We start from the raw sequence: 18,341 nt of genomic DNA on the forward strand, positions 1-18,341 counted from the left end.
ACATATTGTTAACGTTTTCCCAATTTATTTTATGAATATTTTTTTCATTTTATTATAATTCCCATCAATTTTGTTAAATCAATTGCTTGTGATACATCAAAAATAGCTCCTCTAATATCGTTTATTCCAACCTCAATTCCTTCAATATTATTAGTAGTAAAATCTACACCAGAAAGTTTACTTCCATTAAAATTGGCTTTTTTAAGATTTGTATACTCGAATACCAGATTATCACTTTTTACTTCTTGAAATACAGAATTCTCAAAATTTGAATCCAAAATAGAAACCACCTTAAATTTAGAGAATGAAAAGTTAGAATACTTACCTAAAACATCTTTGAACAGAACGTTTTTAAGTATACAATCATCAAATCTAACTCCTATCAATTTGCTGTCTTTAAATTCAACTCTATATATACTTCCTTCATCAAAAAATGTATTTGATAAATTACAGTTTTCAAATACTACATCCAGCAAATCAATCTTTTTTAGATTACAATTCTCAAAAGATACATTTCTAAATATACAAGACTCAAAACTAACTCTTATAGCATCTAAATCACTTATAATTTCATTTTCTATAATTTTATTAAATATTTTTTCATCATTAAGTATATCATCAAGCATATTTTCAAGATTTTCAATAGATTCTAATTCCTCTGTAAATTTAGGCTTTTGTACTTTAATAACTTTAGTCATTTTCCCCTCCACTATAAATTATATTCTTTTTATCACCATTTTATTTAATATATTAACTTAATATATATATTTGATATATTAAAAAGTTTTTACGAAATATTCTTGTATTCAGTACATTTATAATTATATCACAAACTTATCTATAATAAACTTCCATTAATAGTATAAGGCATATGAACATGGCTCCTATTATATCCATACATATTTTATTATTAAAAAGAATAATTTCTAATAATAAATAACCTTAATTTTTTATAAAATCGACAAAAAAACGAATAATTTTATTAAATTTATTGTAAATAATACAATATTACGATATAATACAACAGAAAAACAAATAGAAAATGTTCATATAATATTAGTAATATGGTCTAATAGTTTCTACAAACTCACCTTAAATGAGTTTTCTATGAATAGAATGTCAACTTTGAATATATATTCTATTCTATCTATATGAATATATATTTTTTTGTTTATATCTTAAAGTTTTTTGGAGGTAAAAATGGTACCAAATACTAACAATGTACAACCAGATGGAAATAATTCATCATTGAGCTTTTTAGACAAAATGTTTAAATTTAGCGAACGTGGCTCTAACCTTAAAACAGAAGTGATAGGTGGAGTTACTACATTCTTAACAATGGCATATATAGTTTTTGTAAATCCAGCAATATTATCTGAAGCTGGTATGGATAAAGCCGCACTTATAACTGTTACTATATTAGCTACAGCCATTGGTACACTAATATTTGCACTTTTAGGAAATGCGCCATTCGCTCTAGCACCTGGTATGGGATTAAATGCATTTTTCACATACTCTTTAGTTATAGGAGCAGGAATCCCGTGGCAAACAGGTCTTGGGGTAGTCTTTTTATCTGGATGTGTATTCTTTACACTCGCAGTAACGGGTCTTCGAAAGACCATTGCAGACGCTATTCCTAGAGAATTAGCAGTAGCTTCTTCAGCAGGTATAGGTCTTTTCCTTGCTTTTGTTGGTTTAAAAAACATGGGTGTTATAATAGCAAACCCAGATACTATAGTTTCACTTGCCGATTTTACACCAACAGTTTTAATAGCTCTTTTTGCTCTTATATTAATGGCAATATTAGAATATAAGAAAGTTAAAGGTGGGATATTAATAAGTATAGTTGTTGCAACAATAATATCTATTATATTTGGATTTGTAGAATTACCAACAGCAATAATTTCAAAACCACCTAGTATAGCACCAATTGCTTTTAAATTAGATATTATAGGAGCATTGAAATTCTCATTAATTGGACCTATATTCTCTTTCATGTTTATAGATATGTTTGATTCATTAGCATTTCTTATTACTTGTTGTAAACAAATGGGTCTTGAAGATGAGAATGGTGAAATAAAAGATTTAGGAAAAATGTTATATGCAGATGTTTCTTCTACTTTAATAGGTTCATTCTTAGGAACTAGTACAGTTACAACATTTGGAGAATCTGCTTCTGGTATAGCAGCAGGTGCAAGAACTGGACTTGCTTCTGTAGTAACAGCAGCTTTATTCTTAGCCACACTTATATTTACACCATTACTTGGTATAGTTCCTACTTACGCCGCAGCACCTGCACTTGTTATGGTTGGTGTATTCATGTTCGAAAGTATAAAGCAAATTGATTTTGCTGATAGCAAAATAGCAGTACCTGCTTTTGTTACAGTTTTATTGATGCCTCTAACTTATAGTATAAGTATTGGTTTATGCTTTGGATTTATTTCATACATAATAATGCATGTTGTAGCTAAAGAAACTAATAAAATCAGTATTACACTTTGGGTTATAGGTTTACTTGCAGTTGTAAATTTAGTTCTAAGTTAATATTTTAAAATATATAAAATAAAATCTTATTTATTTTTAATTTATGAATAGCAAAATCAATTTTACATATAAAAATGATTTTGCTATTAACTTTGTATAGAAAATTTATTATCATAATATGTGGATACAAAAATATATAAAAAAGGAAGGATACTTATGTCACAATTACTTATAAAAGATGCATATCTAATTACTATGAATGAAGATAGAGAAGTATACGAGAATGGAAGTATACTTATTGAAAACAACATTATAAAAAAGGTTGGCAAATTTGATAGCAACATTGCTGATAAAGATGCTGAGATATACGATGCTAAAGGAAAAATATTAATGCCAGGATTAGTAAATACACACGTTCATTTATCTCAACAATTAGAACGTGGTCTTGCAGATGATGTTGTACTTTTAACTTGGCTTAGAGAAAGAATCTGGCCATTTGAAAGTAGCTTTAATTATGAAGATTCATTAATCTCATCCACTGCATGTTGTATTGAGTTGATAAAATCTGGTGTTACTACATTTTTGGAATCTGGTGGTCAATATGTAGATGCTATGGTTAAAGCTGTTGACAAAACTGGGCTTAGAGCATGTTTAGCTAAATCAGTTATGGATACAGGAGATGGACTTCCCGAAGCATGGCAAAAAACTACAGATGAAGAAATCAATACTCAATTAGACCTATTCCATAAATTTAATAATACATCTAATGAAAGAATCAAAATATGGTTTGCATTAAGAACTATTTTTAATACAACAGACGAATTACTTATTAAGACTAAACAACTAGCTGACAAGTACAATACAGGTATACATATGCATATTGCTGAAATAGCTGATGAGATTTCATTTGTAAAACAGAAGAATGGAGTTGGAACAGTTGAGTATCTTGATAAATTAGGTATATTAGGTCCAAATCTTTTAGCTGCTCACACAGTTTGGCTTACCCATAAAGAAATTGATTTATTTAGATTACACGATGTAAAAGTTTCTCATAATCCAGCTGCAGCTATGAAAGTGGTTCTAGGATTTGCATCAATTCCTGAAATGTTAGAAAAAGGAATACCAGTTTCAATTGGTACTGATGGAGCACCTTCAAATAATAGAATGGACCTTATGAGGGATATGTATTTAACTTCATTAATACATAAAGGTAGAACTTTAAATCCAACAGTCATTCCTGCTGAAGAAGTATTAGAAATGGCTACTATAAATGGAGCAAAATGTGCTCTATTGGAAAAAGAAGTTGGTAGCCTTGAAGTAGGAAAAAAAGCAGATATGATTATTCTAAATCCAGATACAATTCATTCCTTACCAATGCATAATCCAATTGGAAATATAGTTTATTCTATGACTAGTGAAAATGTAGATTCTACAATTTGTGATGGTAAATGGCTAATGAAAGAAAGAAACGTATTGGTTGTAAATGAATCTGAATTGTTAAATAAGGTTAAAGAACAAGCTTCTAAAATAAAAGAAAAAGCAGAAGTTAAAATTCCTTCTAAATTTAAAATTATAAAATAATACAAATTTCAATTGTTTTGTAAATATGAATATATAACTTTGATTATACATCATATATACAAAACAATTGTTTTTTATCTGCTTCAAAAATAATTTAGCTATATATTTTTCTTACATAGCAACAAGAAAAGATTATATATTAAACCTTATATTCATTGACTTTATACTTAGTTATATCATTACAACACATTAGACAAGCTCCTTTTTCTTCATTCCATTCTATATATGAAGCATTTGCACTACTCCAGACATTAAGATTATCATTATACATATCAATTGTACAGGACCTTTTTTCTTCATTAAGTCCATTCATTGGACAAATATCACATGGCTCATCTCTTCCCCAAAATGCCTTGTAACACAATTGATTTATCTTTGCATTTGGGGCAATACTCAATGTCTTTTGATTTATGAATAATAGTTCATAAGTATTTTTATTTATTACATAAGTCCATGAATTCAAATTGTCCATAATTACCTTTGTAGTCTCATAAGATTTTATTAATTTATCTTGCTTATGTTTGTTAATCAAAAATACACTTAATATTTCTGATATAAAGGTCAAGGATTCTATTTCGTCCTTTGTCCAAAATCTATTTCCATTACAGTCATCAAACCCTACATATCCACTGAATTCTCCTTCATCTAAGATTGCACACTGCAACATAGAAACAATCCCTTGTGCTTCCAATATTTCATATAATCCACCATTAAGTGTAGATATATCTTTACAATAAAAAATTCCTCTCTCATTAAAATATTGCTTATAATCTCCAATTAGACTATATGACACTTCTTTGAGATTCTCTATTTCTGGTTCAATACCATCATTACACCATTCAAATGTATTGCTACAATAAGTATTGTCATCCGAATTTTCAAACACATATGCACGACTTACATTATATGACCTACCAACCAGCTCCAAGATAAAATTTACTGCAGTATCAACATCTTTGGATTCATATAAAATTCTAAATATATACTCAGAAAGATTTTGTTTAGATGTAGATTTTGTTTTATATGCCTCATCAATATCTTCTTCTCCACCTAATACAGAAGTAAAGTTTTTAGTTCTTATTATTTCACTATCCATAGTTTGACTATTACTTTCACATATCCAATAGCAATCCTTACCTTTGTCTTTTGCTACATATAATGAATTGTCTGCACTTCTAAAAAGTTCATTAAAATTTTTACCATGCTGAGGATAAATAGCAATCCCTATACTTCCAGAAATTTTATAATCTTTATTTTTACCCGTAAATGAACGTCTAAATAAACTCATTAATTCATCTGCTTTTTGCTTTAGTATTTCTTCTGAATTCAAGTTTTTTAGAAGAATTAAAAATTCATCTCCTCCTATACGTCCGATAATATCACTGTCTCTAAAAATATTTACAAATTTAGATGCTATATCATTTAAAACTGCATCTCCAAATAAATGCCCTAGATTATCATTAATCCCCTTGAAGTCATCAATGTCTATTATAAACAATGCACTACGACATTCCTTACCTTCATTTTCTAAATAAGTTCTAACTAAATCTTCTGTTGTAATTTTATTATATAATCCTGTAAGTAAATCTCTCTGTGCTTTATTTTTAAATTCATCGTTTTTCCTTTTTTCTTTATCTATATCTGCAACAACACCTATAACACGTGTACATTGATTATACTTATCAATAATACTAGATAATCTAACTTTACACCAAATATATTCATTTTTTCCTTTTCTAAACCTAAGTTCTGTTTCATTATATGAATTGTCACCATCCATAGCTCTAGTAAAAAGTTCTATACACTTTTCTATATCATCTTTGTATATCATTTCCTTTTCTAGCATATTCTCAATTAGATTATTTCTTACTGGTTTGTATCCAAATTTCTTTTCCCATTTGTCAGAAATATTTACTGTATCTGTATTTAAGTTCCACTCAAAGACAATGTTATTTTCTTGGTCCATAACAATTCTATAGCACTCTTCACTTACATCTAATCGTTCTTGTGCCGACTTACTTGATGTAATATCAATCACAACACAATATACCCACGAATGTTCATGCTTATCTTTTACTATTTGTCCTTTATCTAATAACCAGCGTATCTCTCCATCTGAATGAACTACTCTATACTCAACTTCAAGTATATTACCACTTTTTAGTTGCCTTTCTAATTTATCTTTCACTATTTCACGGTCATCTTCATATATTACATTTAACAACTTGTTATCAAAAAATAATTCAAGCTCTTCTTTTGTATATCCCAATAGGTTTTGATATCCTTCATTAACAAAATTAAATATGTAGTTTCCATCACAACTGTATTTATATACTCCTCCAGGAATATTTGCAGTAAGCACCTTTAAATCATCATTTATTCTTTTTAGTTCTTCAGAATTATTGACCATAGTATCAATCAGACTATTGAAAGCCGTAGTAATTTTAGCATACTCGTTATTTGTATCAAGATTAAATCTTATACTCATATCTCCATCTTTTATTTTTTCTATCCCCTCAAGTAATTTACCCATAGGATTTAAAAAGTGTTTTTTTACATATACAGAAATTATACATATAAAAAATATAATTAAAATCATAAAAAGTAATACAGCAATTATTGCCTTGTCAATTGGCTTCATTATCTCTGATGCTTCTACAGTACTTAGTATAAACCATCCATCTGATACCTCAGAATAATATCCAATATTTTTGATATGGTCTTCAGAGTAACTTATAAATCCATCTGGATTATTTTTAAAATTTTTAGAATTCCATTCTTTAAAAAAACTTTCATCATCTATTATATTTTCATATTTATATTTACCATCATTAGCCACTACATTTCCTATAGGGTCGATTACAATCATTTTACCAGCATTAAAAGAGGGTATATCATTTATTATATTTTTAATATAGTCTGTATCTACAATAAAGGATACAAAACCTTGATATTCATTATTAATCCAAATTGGATACCCTATTACAAAGTTTCTTTTACTTATATAAAAACTCTTCTTATTATTTATGTTAGAAATCTTTAAACTATCTTGTGGTAAGCCTTTAAATTCTGAACCTGACATTAGTGCTTTTTTATTAATAATATTTTCATCACTTGACGCTACTACTACATCATTTTTATCAATAAGTGACATTCTAAGCAAAAATTTTTCTTTATTATTAATATCTTTTAGTATACTATTTATATTTGCTTGTTTTACTCCATCAACTATAATTTTCTTATTTTCATTGGATAAATACTCTTGAATTTCAGCAATTTGAGAAGTCGTTTTTAATGTAATTCTTTTCTGACTAAAAAAACTCTTTAAACGTTTTGATTGTATTATTGTAGCTGTTTTAATGTTATTTTTCATCAATTCATTAGAATTTTTAGTAAACTTGTGTATACAAATTCCAGCAATAATTATTGATGGAATTATTGAAACCAATATAAGAATAATAAATATTTTTTTTTGTATCTTCATAAGTTCTCCCCCTATTTTTAATAAACAATATAAATATAAAATTCTTTAAATATTTACTATTCATTTATTTTACTTATAAAACTTATGTATTTATTCCCCCAAATTAAAACCATATTTACAGATTGCAAATTAAAATTATTTATATATTCATTGTATTTTAAATTTTTCTATATTTCAACTAGATAATATCAAATGTTACTGTTTATAATATAATTCTTAAGCAATATATAAGATTATTAGTTTATAACTTTTACTTTTCTCTTATCTAATACCATTTTCAGAGAATTTTCAACTGTTTCAATTACATCCTTATAACTTAAATACACATTTGCATAGATATAATCTTCATATAAATTGTATTCAGTTACTCTACAATACAATAACTTGCCTCCATCTATTAAGTTACTTAAAATATAATTATCTTTTCTTGGAACATAGCCTATTACATACCCAGTTTCCCCAACTATTTTAATAGCATTTTCATCATACAAATTATCTTTCTCTCTATTTAGATAATATATCTTACTCTTTTCTAATTCTTTTTCAAGATATTCTCTATTTCTAAACCTTGAACCAGCAACGGCTACTGAAGTTAAGTATATATCCTTACCATGTTCATCCACTTTTATTTTTTCAATATTTACAAATTCTTTCTTCAAATTATTGCTTTCATATAATAATCTTCTAAGTTCATCCTTCAGTCTTATATTTCTTTCTTTTTCGTAAGCTTCTTTAACTATTTTCAACTCTTCAAGAGATAATTTTTCTCTGTATCTTTTTAAAATATTTATAGATTCTTTTCTTACTTCATTTATATTTCCAAATATACCTTTTAAAGATATATTTTTCCCTTGTGGATATAGTGAGTTACTACCTTTAATTACAATAAAAAATAACATATCATCATAATATTCTTGTGTTAATCTATCTTTTTCTATATCTTCCATTTTCCCAGTTAAATCATCTAGGTTAAATTTCTTTTCAAAAAAGTTTAATAATTTTAATTTAGAACTCGTCTCTCCTTTTTTAGATATATACCAATATACTTCAAAATCTCTAATATCTCTATCCAAATACGGCAACAAATCATCAAAGGATAGATTTACAGCATAAATTTCTGACATTTTTATCATATCTTCTGTTTTTCCATTTGCATTTTTTAATGCTTCAAAATATATGTCCTTCCATTTTTTACTAAGTAAGACAGCATTCATTTCTTTCTCGAATTCGACTTTATCACATTCTATATTTTCATCTTTCAAGACATTTATAGCTATTAAAAAAATTGAATATAAACTTTTAAAGGTAGTTCCATATGTCACTACAATTGGTAAAAATTGATTTACTAATATGACTTTATTTCCTATGTATTTAAACTCTACGCTTAATAGATAGTTACATATCAGATGTGCTAAGTTATTTATTTTTTCTCTATCTAAATCTCTTCTTTCAAGATATTCATATAAATCAATAATAGAAACAATATAATTAATCAATAATCGTTCATATTTTGTATCTTTGTAACCTTCCTCAATCAAATAGGAATTTATTTTAGAATCCAAAATCTCCATGTTAACAATAGCAAATACTTTTATTGAGCCTGTAGCTTTTTTAGATAAATTAAATAAATATGTATTGTAAAATTCTAGTTTCTTAATAGTATTACTCAAATAAAATACATATTCTCCAGATTTAGAAAATGTATCTACAACTTCTCTTATATTTTCCACTTCTAAATATTTCTCACTTAAAACTAATCCAAGTTTTACATACTCAGCCTTTTCACTTTTATATATTAATTCTTTAGTTAGCTTACATAACCATTTCTTATCAATCATCATTTCTTTTACCAAAGTGTTTATCTTTTTTATAAAAATTTCAAAATAGCAAATTAGAGGTTTAAAATTATTATTCTCCAATAAATAGATTTCATTAGATTCACTTTTATACATACTTAAAATTCCATCTACTAGATTATTTGCAAGCTCTACTTGTTCTCTTAAAGGTATATTTTCATATATACATAAGTAATTCATTTCAAAGGATTCTTTGTATCCATCATAACCCTCAACTTCTTGCAATTGTTTAAAAATACTGCCCATTAAATTATCCTCCTTTACATGATGTAATTTATATTGATTATACTACTTATTTCAGCAAGTTTACATTTCTACACAAAAAAATATTACTAGAATTTGAAATTCTAGTAAGATTAGTAAGATTTATTATGTAAATACCTTATATTCTAGCAGTAAATAATACCCTTATTTGTTTAAATGCTAATTTTTTTAATATAATACTATTATAATGTTAAATTTATCTATCAAATTCAGTTAACTTTACAATCATCTCTTCACAAATCTCTTTTATTGTCTTATTATCTGTATTGATAATAATATCTGCAGATGCCATATATTTTGATTCTCGTTTTTTCATTAGGTCAGATATAAATTCTACATTCATATTATTATTAAGTATCGGTCTTTCATCACTATGTTTAACACGTTGAAGAATAGTTTCTGGGCTTGCTGTCAATAAAACAACCCTTCCATTTTTTTTCATATATTCTACATTTTTATCTCGGAGTACAATCCCTCCCCCACAAGAAACAACAAGACCTTTCTTTTGTTGCAAATTTATTAGAGTTTGGCTTTCAAGATTTCTAAAATACTCCTCCCCTAGCTTCTCAAATATTTCAGAAATACTCATACCTTGTTGCTCTACTATATATAAATCGGTTTCTACTCTTTCCATCTCTAATAAATGACTTAAGTATGATGATATAGTGCTCTTACCTACACCCATAAATCCAACAAGCATTATATTATAAGAAAATAAATTTTTAGCCTGTATCCTCTTACTTGTTTTAACCATATATCTAAAAACATCTATAATTTCATTTTCAAATTTATTACCCTTTAATTTATTAATTAATGCCACTTCTTTTTTATTTTCATACTCTGATTGTAAAATAGGCAGACCGTTTTCTTTTTTAATATCTATAATATCCTTTATACATTCCATTCTTTTCTCAAGCAAATTTATAAACTCATCATCATATAAATCTATTTTTTCTCTTATCTTTTCTATATTTTCCATAGTGACACCTCAGCTTTCAAACTGGATAAAATTAAAAATCCTTACAATTATATTATACTAATATTAAACATCATAATCATACACTTTTTCTTTTCCATATCTCATATTTACAAATAAGGCAAGTAAAATTCCAACAAAAGTTATAGCCACATTAAATAATACAACATATTTTGGTCCATTTACTCCACCTGATTTTGTAATAATACCTGCTATGTTTAATATAACATAGTTTGCTATACTCGATGCAATCATAACTATAGACGTTATTTTTCCTTTATTAGTTGGAAACATTTCATTTGCTGTTGATGTGGTTAATTGAAGAACACCACCTGCTGCTGAATAACCAATTACAAATCCTCCTAGCATACAAATAGTTGGAGTTTGAACAAAATATACTATTAATAACATAAATAAGGCTATTATAGGATATATAACTAGTATTCTTATTGGCTTAATATATTTTTTAATAAGTACAGAAGTTATTAATACTGCACATATTACTCCCATTGAGTAGAAAGACTGAATTTTTGTAGGGTCGGCCATGCCATATAATTTTCCCAATTCCTGATTGCAATTTAACCATAGTACAAATGTTGATGTACATGTAAAACCAATGCAAACAAGAGCTATACTTGTTGGTGTAAATTTCATCTTTTCTGATTTAACTGTTTTTCCTTTATTATCAGTAACATTATTAGCTGGTGGAAATGGTAATATCGCTATCAAAATTGCATCTATAACAATAAGAATCGCTGTCACTATAAAAATAACTTTAAATGATATTGAATTTGCTGCGACAAATCCAATTATAAAAGGAAGTAAAAATTGTGCTAAAGCTATTGTAAATTTAGTAAACATATTAGCTATTGTTCCCAAACTAGCAAATATCTCCATACAAGAAGGAGTTACACAAGTATCTAAAAATGAATTTGCTGCTCCCCCAATTATTGCAAATACATATGCTACATAAAAATTTGGTGAAAATACAATTCCAACAAAGAAAATTGCATGCAGAAAATTTCCTATAAGTCCACTTACTTTTCTTCCATACTTATCTGAAATAGGCCCTGCAAATGGATATGATATAAGTCTACCCAATCCTAGTGCGGCAATAACAGCTAAAACAATACTTACATCTAATGTACCATCTGATAATGTTTTAGCCCCCCACATTGATGAAAATTCTGGTTTATATTGTCCTAAAATTGAAATTCCGATACCAAGTAAAAAATATGAAAAATACAATGCTATGGCAGTAGGATAATACTTTTTATTGTTCATAGTTCTTCTCCTATTCTTGTTAATTTATTAACATTTTTGTGTACAATAAACTCATCACCATAATGGGTTTAAAGTATAGTCAAACCTTTAAACCTGACTAGACTGTGATATATAACCCACTATGACAATTTGTAAATTACTATTTAAAACACAATTCCTTAATCTCTTCTACAGGCATTTCTAATCCAGTGTATAGATTAAAGGCTTCTGCTCCTTGATATAATAACATTCCTAATCCGCCAATAGCTTTACATCCATTAGCTTCTGCATCTTCAATCATTTTTGTTTTCTTTGGATTATAAACAACATCTGTTACTACCAACTCTTTTCTTAAAACACTAACATCTTTTATATTAGTTTCATTATCATAAGGTTTCATACCAATAAGAGTTGCATTTGTCAATATATCACTTGATTCTATCTCTTCATAAAGCTTTTCTATATCATCTAAGTCATATAGGTTAACAACACATTCTGGTACTTCTTTTTTTATATTCTCAACTGTTTTTTCTGCTCTTTTATAAAAATCATCCTTAGCATTGAAAATAGATATTTCTCTTGCACCATCTAATGCACATTGTACCTGTATAGCAGTTGCTGCACCACCAGCACCCATAATTGTAATCTTTTTACCTTTAACTTCTACTCCATTTTCTTTTAAATTACGAACATAACCTACACCATCTGTTATATGACCAACTAACTTTCCATCTTCATTTACAATTGTATTACATGCTCCAATTATACGAGCTGCTGGAGAAAGTTCGTCCATATATTCTGTAACAGCAGATTTACATGGCATAGTTACATTAGCACCCTTTATATTAAAAGTTTTTATTGCCGAAAGTGCATCTTTTACCTTATCTACTGTAATATCAAAAGCTAAATATCTATAATCTAAATCTAATTTTTCAAAACTATAGTTATACATCACTGGTGATTTAGAATGACCAACTGGTGTACCTATTAATGCAAACAATCCTGTTCTACCTGAAATTTCCATAACCATTTTTTCCTCCCAATATTATCATTTTCTTTGCAAATAATCCATTTAACTATTTGCAAAGAAAAATTTATTTATTATTTATATATTTAATGCTACCTCGAATGCTTCTTTTGTTGCATCTAATGCTCTACGTGCTTTTACTGCATCTCCAACAACATGAGTTTCTTTTACAAATTGTTTTACAACCTCGCTTAATGGGTCATAATTACGAGAACCCATAGCAAGTACTACTGAGTCAAATCCTTTTAAATCATGTTCTGTACTATCTGCAAGTAAATAATCAACACCATCATCATAGAATTTAGCGACTTTTGCTCCAGTAACAGTATGTATATTATAATTTTCAAAATCATTCATAAGGAACTTGCGGTGCTCTGAAATTACATCTGCACCAACTTCTTCTCTAAGCTCAATGACAGTAACCTCATGCTCTTGTTCTCCAAGGAAAGCTGCTACTTCGCAACCAACCATTCCACCACCGACAACAAGTACTTTTTTCCCACAAGTTTTCTTACCATCAAGAAGATCTACAGCATGTATTAATCCTGAGTCATTAATTCCTGGTATAGGAAGTACAAGTGGAGTTGCTCCAGTAGCTATAATAACTGCATCAGGTGATTTTTCTTTTATAAGTTCTACTGTAGCTTCTGTGTTAGTACATATTTTTACACCATATTGATTACATTTTGAAATGTAACTTCTAACTAAATTAGTGATATCTCCCTTACCTGGAGGATATGCAGCTAAACGCATTTGACCACCGAGCATTTCAGATTTTTCAACCAAAGTTACATTATGTCCTCTTTTAGCACATATCCATGCTGCAAGCATACCTCCAACGCCTCCACCAACAACAAGTACTTCTTTACTAATCTCAGCTGGTTTAAGTTCTGCTTCATGACCTAATATAGGATTTGCAAGACAGGCTATAGGTTTCCCTTGGAACATATTTGGTACACATCCTTGCAAGCATGCTATACATGGTATCATTTCATCTAGCTTTCCATTTTTAGCCTTATTAGGCATTCCTGGGTCAGCTAAACTTTGTCTACCAAATGCTACTAAATCACATCTACCTTGTCTAACCATTAATTCAGCAAATTGTGGTTCTGTATAACGTCCAACTGTTATTACAGGTATACTAACAGCTTTTTTTATTTCTGTGACTAATTCTGCACTGAATCCAGCATGTAAAACTGTAGGAGCCCACATATATTCATCATGTATATGTATACTACGAGATACATGAAGTCCATCTACTCCACAATCTTCTAGATATGCTGCTATTACTGAACTGTCATGTACATCAATTCCACCTAAGATATCATCTGTACTATTTATACGGCATAATATTGCTAGAGAATCTCCTACCTTTTTACGTATATTTTCAATAATAAGACGAGCTAATCTCATTCTATTTTCAAAACATCCACCAAACTCATCTACACGCTTATTTGTTCTTGGTGATATAAAGCTACTAACTAAATATCCATGAGCGCAGTGAACCTCAACAGCATCTGCACCAGCTTTTTGTGCACGTAATGCAGCATTTCCATAAGATTCTATAAGTTCATATATTTCTTCAGTCGTTATTGCTAATGGTGTGTTACGACCATTCGATGCAGGTATTGCAGATGCAGCTTTTAATGGATGACCTGCTATTTTTTCATTTCCCTCAGAACCAGCATGTTGTAATTGTATAGATACCTTTGAACCTGCATTATGGCAAGCCTCTATTACATTTTTAAAACTATCTATTGTACTATCATCATATAAACAAGGTTTACGAGGACCTCCTTTTGCTTTTTTGTCTACAACACTGGATTCTATTGTTATCAATCCAAAACCACCTAAAGCACGTTCAAGATAATAAGCCTTAGAGGTTTCACTTAAAGTCCCATCTGTATTTGCAAAATTATTTCCCATCGGAGGAACTACAAAACGATTTGGAACTGTCATCGAACCAATTTTTATAGGTGTAAACATAGAACTAATCTTCATAAGGTTTTCCTTCCTTTCAAGTTTCAATTTAAAATTTTCATATTATAATACTTGTATATTTTTCTATTGTATAGATTTATTTTGGAGATACTTCAGGCCATGCTTTATCTAAAACGTTCTTAGTTGCATTAAACACAGTTTCAGCAGCAGTTGATAATCCTTTAGATATTAAAGAATCAGATATTACTTCTGCCCCTATAACTTTTGGTGATATATTGTGTTCTTTTATTATTTTCACAAATTCTTCTGTGTTTCCATATCCCTCACCTGGAGCCAAGCGGTCATGTAGTGATTCATCTCTAAGTTTTTCATAAGGAGTTTCTAAAACATCACATACTTGAACTGATACTATCTTGTCTGCTGGAACAGGTGCAAGGTCTTTTGCTGTCTGTTTTGCTCTAGCCCAGTGCCAAGTATCTAATATAAGCATTGCATTTTCACGATTACATCCCTTAACAACACGCCATGCAGTAGCTAAGTCTGGTACACCACTATATGGCATAAACTCAAGACCTATAATAAGCTCTCCTGCTCTATCACATAATTCTCCTAGTGCTTTTATAATTTGTTCTTCTGGTATCATTTCTAATAAACCACAATTTATATGTTTAACATTAAATAAACGAGCCATATGATAAACATTTTGTTCTTTTTCTCTTTGAGCCTCTGTTCTATCTTCTTCTGTTCCCCATTGAGTTATATATTCTACTTCTGTAACCTTCATATTATATTCATCAAGAATCGCAAGCATTTCTTCATCTGTAACGCCAGCGTGTTTTGCATCTACATAATTTTCAGCTCGTAATCCAATACCATCAAAACCAGCTTCTTTCGCAATACGTACTCTATCACGGAATGAAACTTCTGTACCTAATGTATAAGAACTAATTGTAATTGGAATATTAAGATTTTTTTGATTATTCATGAGTTAAATTTGCCCCCTTTATTTTCTTTAAAAACAATAGTATTTTTGATTTTATATTTTTAATTATCCTACTAGTAGTATTATTTAACTTTAAAAACAAAAGTGTTTTTTGATTTATCTTTATCTAGATTTTATAAATTTATTGTACCATGAGACTTTATTAATAACAAATTGATAATTTCCTATCAATTCATAGATTTTGTTTATAGATTTTATTTACAGGATAATTATTTTACTTTTCTAGCGCATGATATAAATATCTTTATCATATATTTCAGACAAAAAACGATAAATTTCTTTAAAAGCTTTTATTCTTACTACATAATCATATATAATAAAAATGTGAAAATATCTTAAATGTCAACTTCTCCAAATATATAAATAAAAATACTCAGGAAAGGATGAACAAAAATTGAATTTATACCACCTACGCTATTTTGTTACACTGGCACATTTAGAACATTATACAAAAGCAGCAGAAAATTTATCTATAACACAACCAAGCTTAAGTCATGCTATATCTTTGCTAGAAAGTGAACTTGGAGTGGCTCTATTTGAAAAGGAAGGTAGAAATATAGTCCTTACTAAATATGGAAAAATATTTTTAAAAGATGTGGAAAAATCATTAGAAATTTTAGATTCAAGTGTAAAATCATTAAAAATAACTGGTACTGGTGAAGGGCAAATCGACTTAGCCTTCCTTAGAACACTTGGTACTGACTTTATCCCTGATATAGTACATAAGTTTTTAAAATCTAATCCTGATAAATCAATAGATTTTAAATTCCATACTGGTGTAACTACAGACATTATTCAAGGTCTTAAAGAAAGAAAATATGATATTGCATTTTGTTCTAAACTTGAAAAAGAAAAGGGAATTGAATTTATACCTGTTGCTAAACAAGATTTAGTATTAATTGTACCATATAGCCACCCATTAGCTGCAAAGGATACTATAGACTTAAAAGAAACCATACCTTATCCTCAAATAGTATTTAATCAGAGAAGTGGGCTTAGATATATAATTGATGATATGTTTAAAAAAATAAATCAACAACCTAACATAGTCTATGAAGTGGAAGAAGACCAAGTCATTGCTGGATTAGTTGCAAAAAATTTTGGAATTGCAGTAGTCCCAAATATGAATATGCTCAGCTTTACAAAAGTGAAAGTAATTCAGATTGTTCACCCAAGTTGGGAAAGAAATTTCTATTTAGCGGTTATAAAAGATAGATATTTACCTCCTGCAATTAAAAACTTTAAAAATTTTGTCATTAAAAACGCTCAACTATAATTTATTGATAAAGGGGTTATTTTCAAATATCCTCTTTTATTATTTTTATAAAATAAAAAAATCTATACTTTTAAAAGTATAGATTCCTAACTGACAGTCGGCATCCGAGTCTCAGTAATTATCGTTATACAACAGCAACTGAGTTCCAGTTCCTGAATAACTAAGTTATTTACATTATAACAGACTTTGTAATACTTGTCAATACTGTCTATCTCATTTTTTCAAGCCATGGTCCAACAGGCTCTATAATAGGAACCTCTTTGAATCCCCAATTTCTTATGTCATTCACACTAGTCGGAGTATATATCTTATTTCTTATAGATTTAAATATTTTATTTTTTTCTCCATATTGCATACACTTTGGATTAGCTTCTATTAATCCTCTTCTTGCTCTACTAAGAGGATTACATAAAATATCTGCTATCTCCAAACCTTCTCTATAATCTACATCTTCCTTTTTAGCAATTATAAACCCTTTAACCTTATCTCTTAATTCTTCATCTATGTCTAAATATATTGTTCCATTATTAAAAACATCGAAAAATGCCTTTTGTACTTTTAAATTTGATACATCATCCCTTGATTCGATAACTATTCTTGCAGATTCCACAGTTTCATTATTTACAAAAGAATAAAAGTTCTGAAGTACATGTATAAAAGCCACTACATAAGGTTCTTTTGAAGGCGCATAATATTTTTTTAATCTAGCTTTATCTACTGTTACTGATATTATAGTACACTCTAATCTAGATAGAAATAAGGGCAACTCATCATAAAAAAACTTAATCTGTGAATCATCAAACTTCTCAAAAGCTCTTGATTTTCTCGATATATCCGTCAAATGTATTCCTATATTACTAGTCCCAAAGCACTGTTCTTTAAATACATCCATTTCCTTCCTTAAGGAACAGACATAATCTCCTTGACTCACTGCATATTTATATTCAAAAATTACTCCTGTTAATGTAAATGGGTCTTCATGATTTATATCTGCCCTTCCACTTTCATCGATAAACATTATATATTTTTTCTTTGTAATCTCACTCACCCTCTTAACATATGATGATAGCATCTATATCCATTTTATATGAGTTTTAAAAATATTCCAAGATTTTTATATAACTTAAATTTAAATTTAAACTAAAAAATTGAGATGTAAAAACAATCAACGCTTTTGGCGATTGGA

Annotated in this window: 12 protein-coding genes and 1 riboswitch; of the genes, 3 read left to right on the forward strand and 9 right to left on the reverse strand. The window is 28.5% G+C overall.

Features of this window, described 5'->3' with window-relative positions; translation table 11 throughout:
- Positions 1 to 44: 44 nt before the first annotated feature.
- Positions 45 to 698: a pentapeptide repeat-containing protein gene (locus tag Q3304_RS12360; protein WP_054271266.1), complete on the reverse strand. Its 654-nt coding sequence runs from the start codon at positions 696 to 698 to the stop codon at positions 45 to 47.
- A 328-nt stretch (positions 699 to 1,026) separates the two neighbouring features.
- Positions 1,027 to 1,128, forward strand: a riboswitch (purine riboswitch).
- 72 nt (positions 1,129 to 1,200) lie between these two features.
- On the opposite strand from Q3304_RS12360, the gene Q3304_RS12365 reads away from it, so the two are divergent.
- Positions 1,201 to 2,544 carry an NCS2 family permease gene (locus Q3304_RS12365; protein ID WP_054277311.1) on the forward strand — a complete coding sequence of 448 codons (1,344 nt, stop codon included), beginning with the start codon at positions 1,201 to 1,203 and terminating at the stop codon, positions 2,542 to 2,544.
- A 156-nt stretch (positions 2,545 to 2,700) separates the two neighbouring features.
- The gene (locus tag Q3304_RS12370) at positions 2,701 to 4,065 is read left to right on the forward strand and encodes an amidohydrolase (RefSeq protein WP_407813639.1); all 1,365 of its coding nucleotides are present in this window, start codon (positions 2,701 to 2,703) and stop codon (positions 4,063 to 4,065) included.
- Between the two features lie 139 nt (positions 4,066 to 4,204).
- Here Q3304_RS12370 and Q3304_RS12375 read toward each other — a convergent pair whose 3' ends face one another.
- The 7 genes from Q3304_RS12375 to Q3304_RS12405 all read right to left on the reverse strand — a co-directional run bounded on the left by Q3304_RS12375 (position 4,205) and on the right by Q3304_RS12405 (position 15,861).
- Entirely contained in the window at positions 4,205 to 7,549 is a 3,345-nt protein-coding gene (locus Q3304_RS12375; protein ID WP_407813637.1) for a diguanylate cyclase domain-containing protein, read from the reverse strand.
- Between the two features lie 236 nt (positions 7,550 to 7,785).
- Complete coding sequence (locus tag Q3304_RS12380) at positions 7,786 to 9,651, reverse strand: HIRAN domain-containing protein (protein ID WP_407813636.1); 1,866 nt, start codon at positions 9,649 to 9,651, stop codon at positions 7,786 to 7,788.
- Positions 9,652 to 9,865: 214 nt separating this feature from the next.
- Positions 9,866 to 10,648 (reverse strand): shikimate kinase, encoded by a 783-nt coding sequence (locus tag Q3304_RS12385; protein ID WP_054277315.1) that lies wholly within the window; start codon positions 10,646 to 10,648, stop codon positions 9,866 to 9,868.
- A gap of 63 nt (positions 10,649 to 10,711) precedes the next feature.
- Positions 10,712 to 11,929, reverse strand: coding sequence for an MFS transporter (locus tag Q3304_RS12390; RefSeq protein WP_074178539.1), 1,218 nt, complete (start codon positions 11,927 to 11,929; stop codon positions 10,712 to 10,714).
- Between the two features lie 139 nt (positions 11,930 to 12,068).
- Entirely contained in the window at positions 12,069 to 12,932 is an 864-nt protein-coding gene (gene aroE / locus Q3304_RS12395; RefSeq protein WP_407813697.1) for a shikimate dehydrogenase, read from the reverse strand.
- An 81-nt stretch (positions 12,933 to 13,013) separates the two neighbouring features.
- Positions 13,014 to 14,936 carry an FAD-dependent oxidoreductase gene (locus Q3304_RS12400; protein WP_054271274.1) on the reverse strand — a complete coding sequence of 641 codons (1,923 nt, stop codon included), beginning with the start codon at positions 14,934 to 14,936 and terminating at the stop codon, positions 13,014 to 13,016.
- Between the two features lie 76 nt (positions 14,937 to 15,012).
- Positions 15,013 to 15,861 (reverse strand): sugar phosphate isomerase/epimerase family protein, encoded by an 849-nt coding sequence (locus Q3304_RS12405; RefSeq protein ID WP_407813635.1) that lies wholly within the window; start codon positions 15,859 to 15,861, stop codon positions 15,013 to 15,015.
- Positions 15,862 to 16,273: 412 nt separating this feature from the next.
- Between Q3304_RS12405 and Q3304_RS12410 the strand changes: the two genes are divergently transcribed.
- Positions 16,274 to 17,155 (forward strand): LysR family transcriptional regulator, encoded by an 882-nt coding sequence (locus Q3304_RS12410; RefSeq protein WP_021385590.1) that lies wholly within the window; start codon positions 16,274 to 16,276, stop codon positions 17,153 to 17,155.
- Between the two features lie 208 nt (positions 17,156 to 17,363).
- On the opposite strand, the gene Q3304_RS12415 is transcribed toward Q3304_RS12410, so the two are convergent.
- Entirely contained in the window at positions 17,364 to 18,227 is an 864-nt protein-coding gene (locus Q3304_RS12415) for a DUF3800 domain-containing protein (protein WP_065388415.1), read from the reverse strand.
- Positions 18,228 to 18,341 lie beyond the last annotated feature (114 nt).

The organism is Clostridioides sp. GD02377 (assembly GCF_045899875.1).
Lineage (GTDB): Bacteria > Bacillota > Clostridia > Peptostreptococcales > Peptostreptococcaceae > Clostridioides > Clostridioides difficile_A.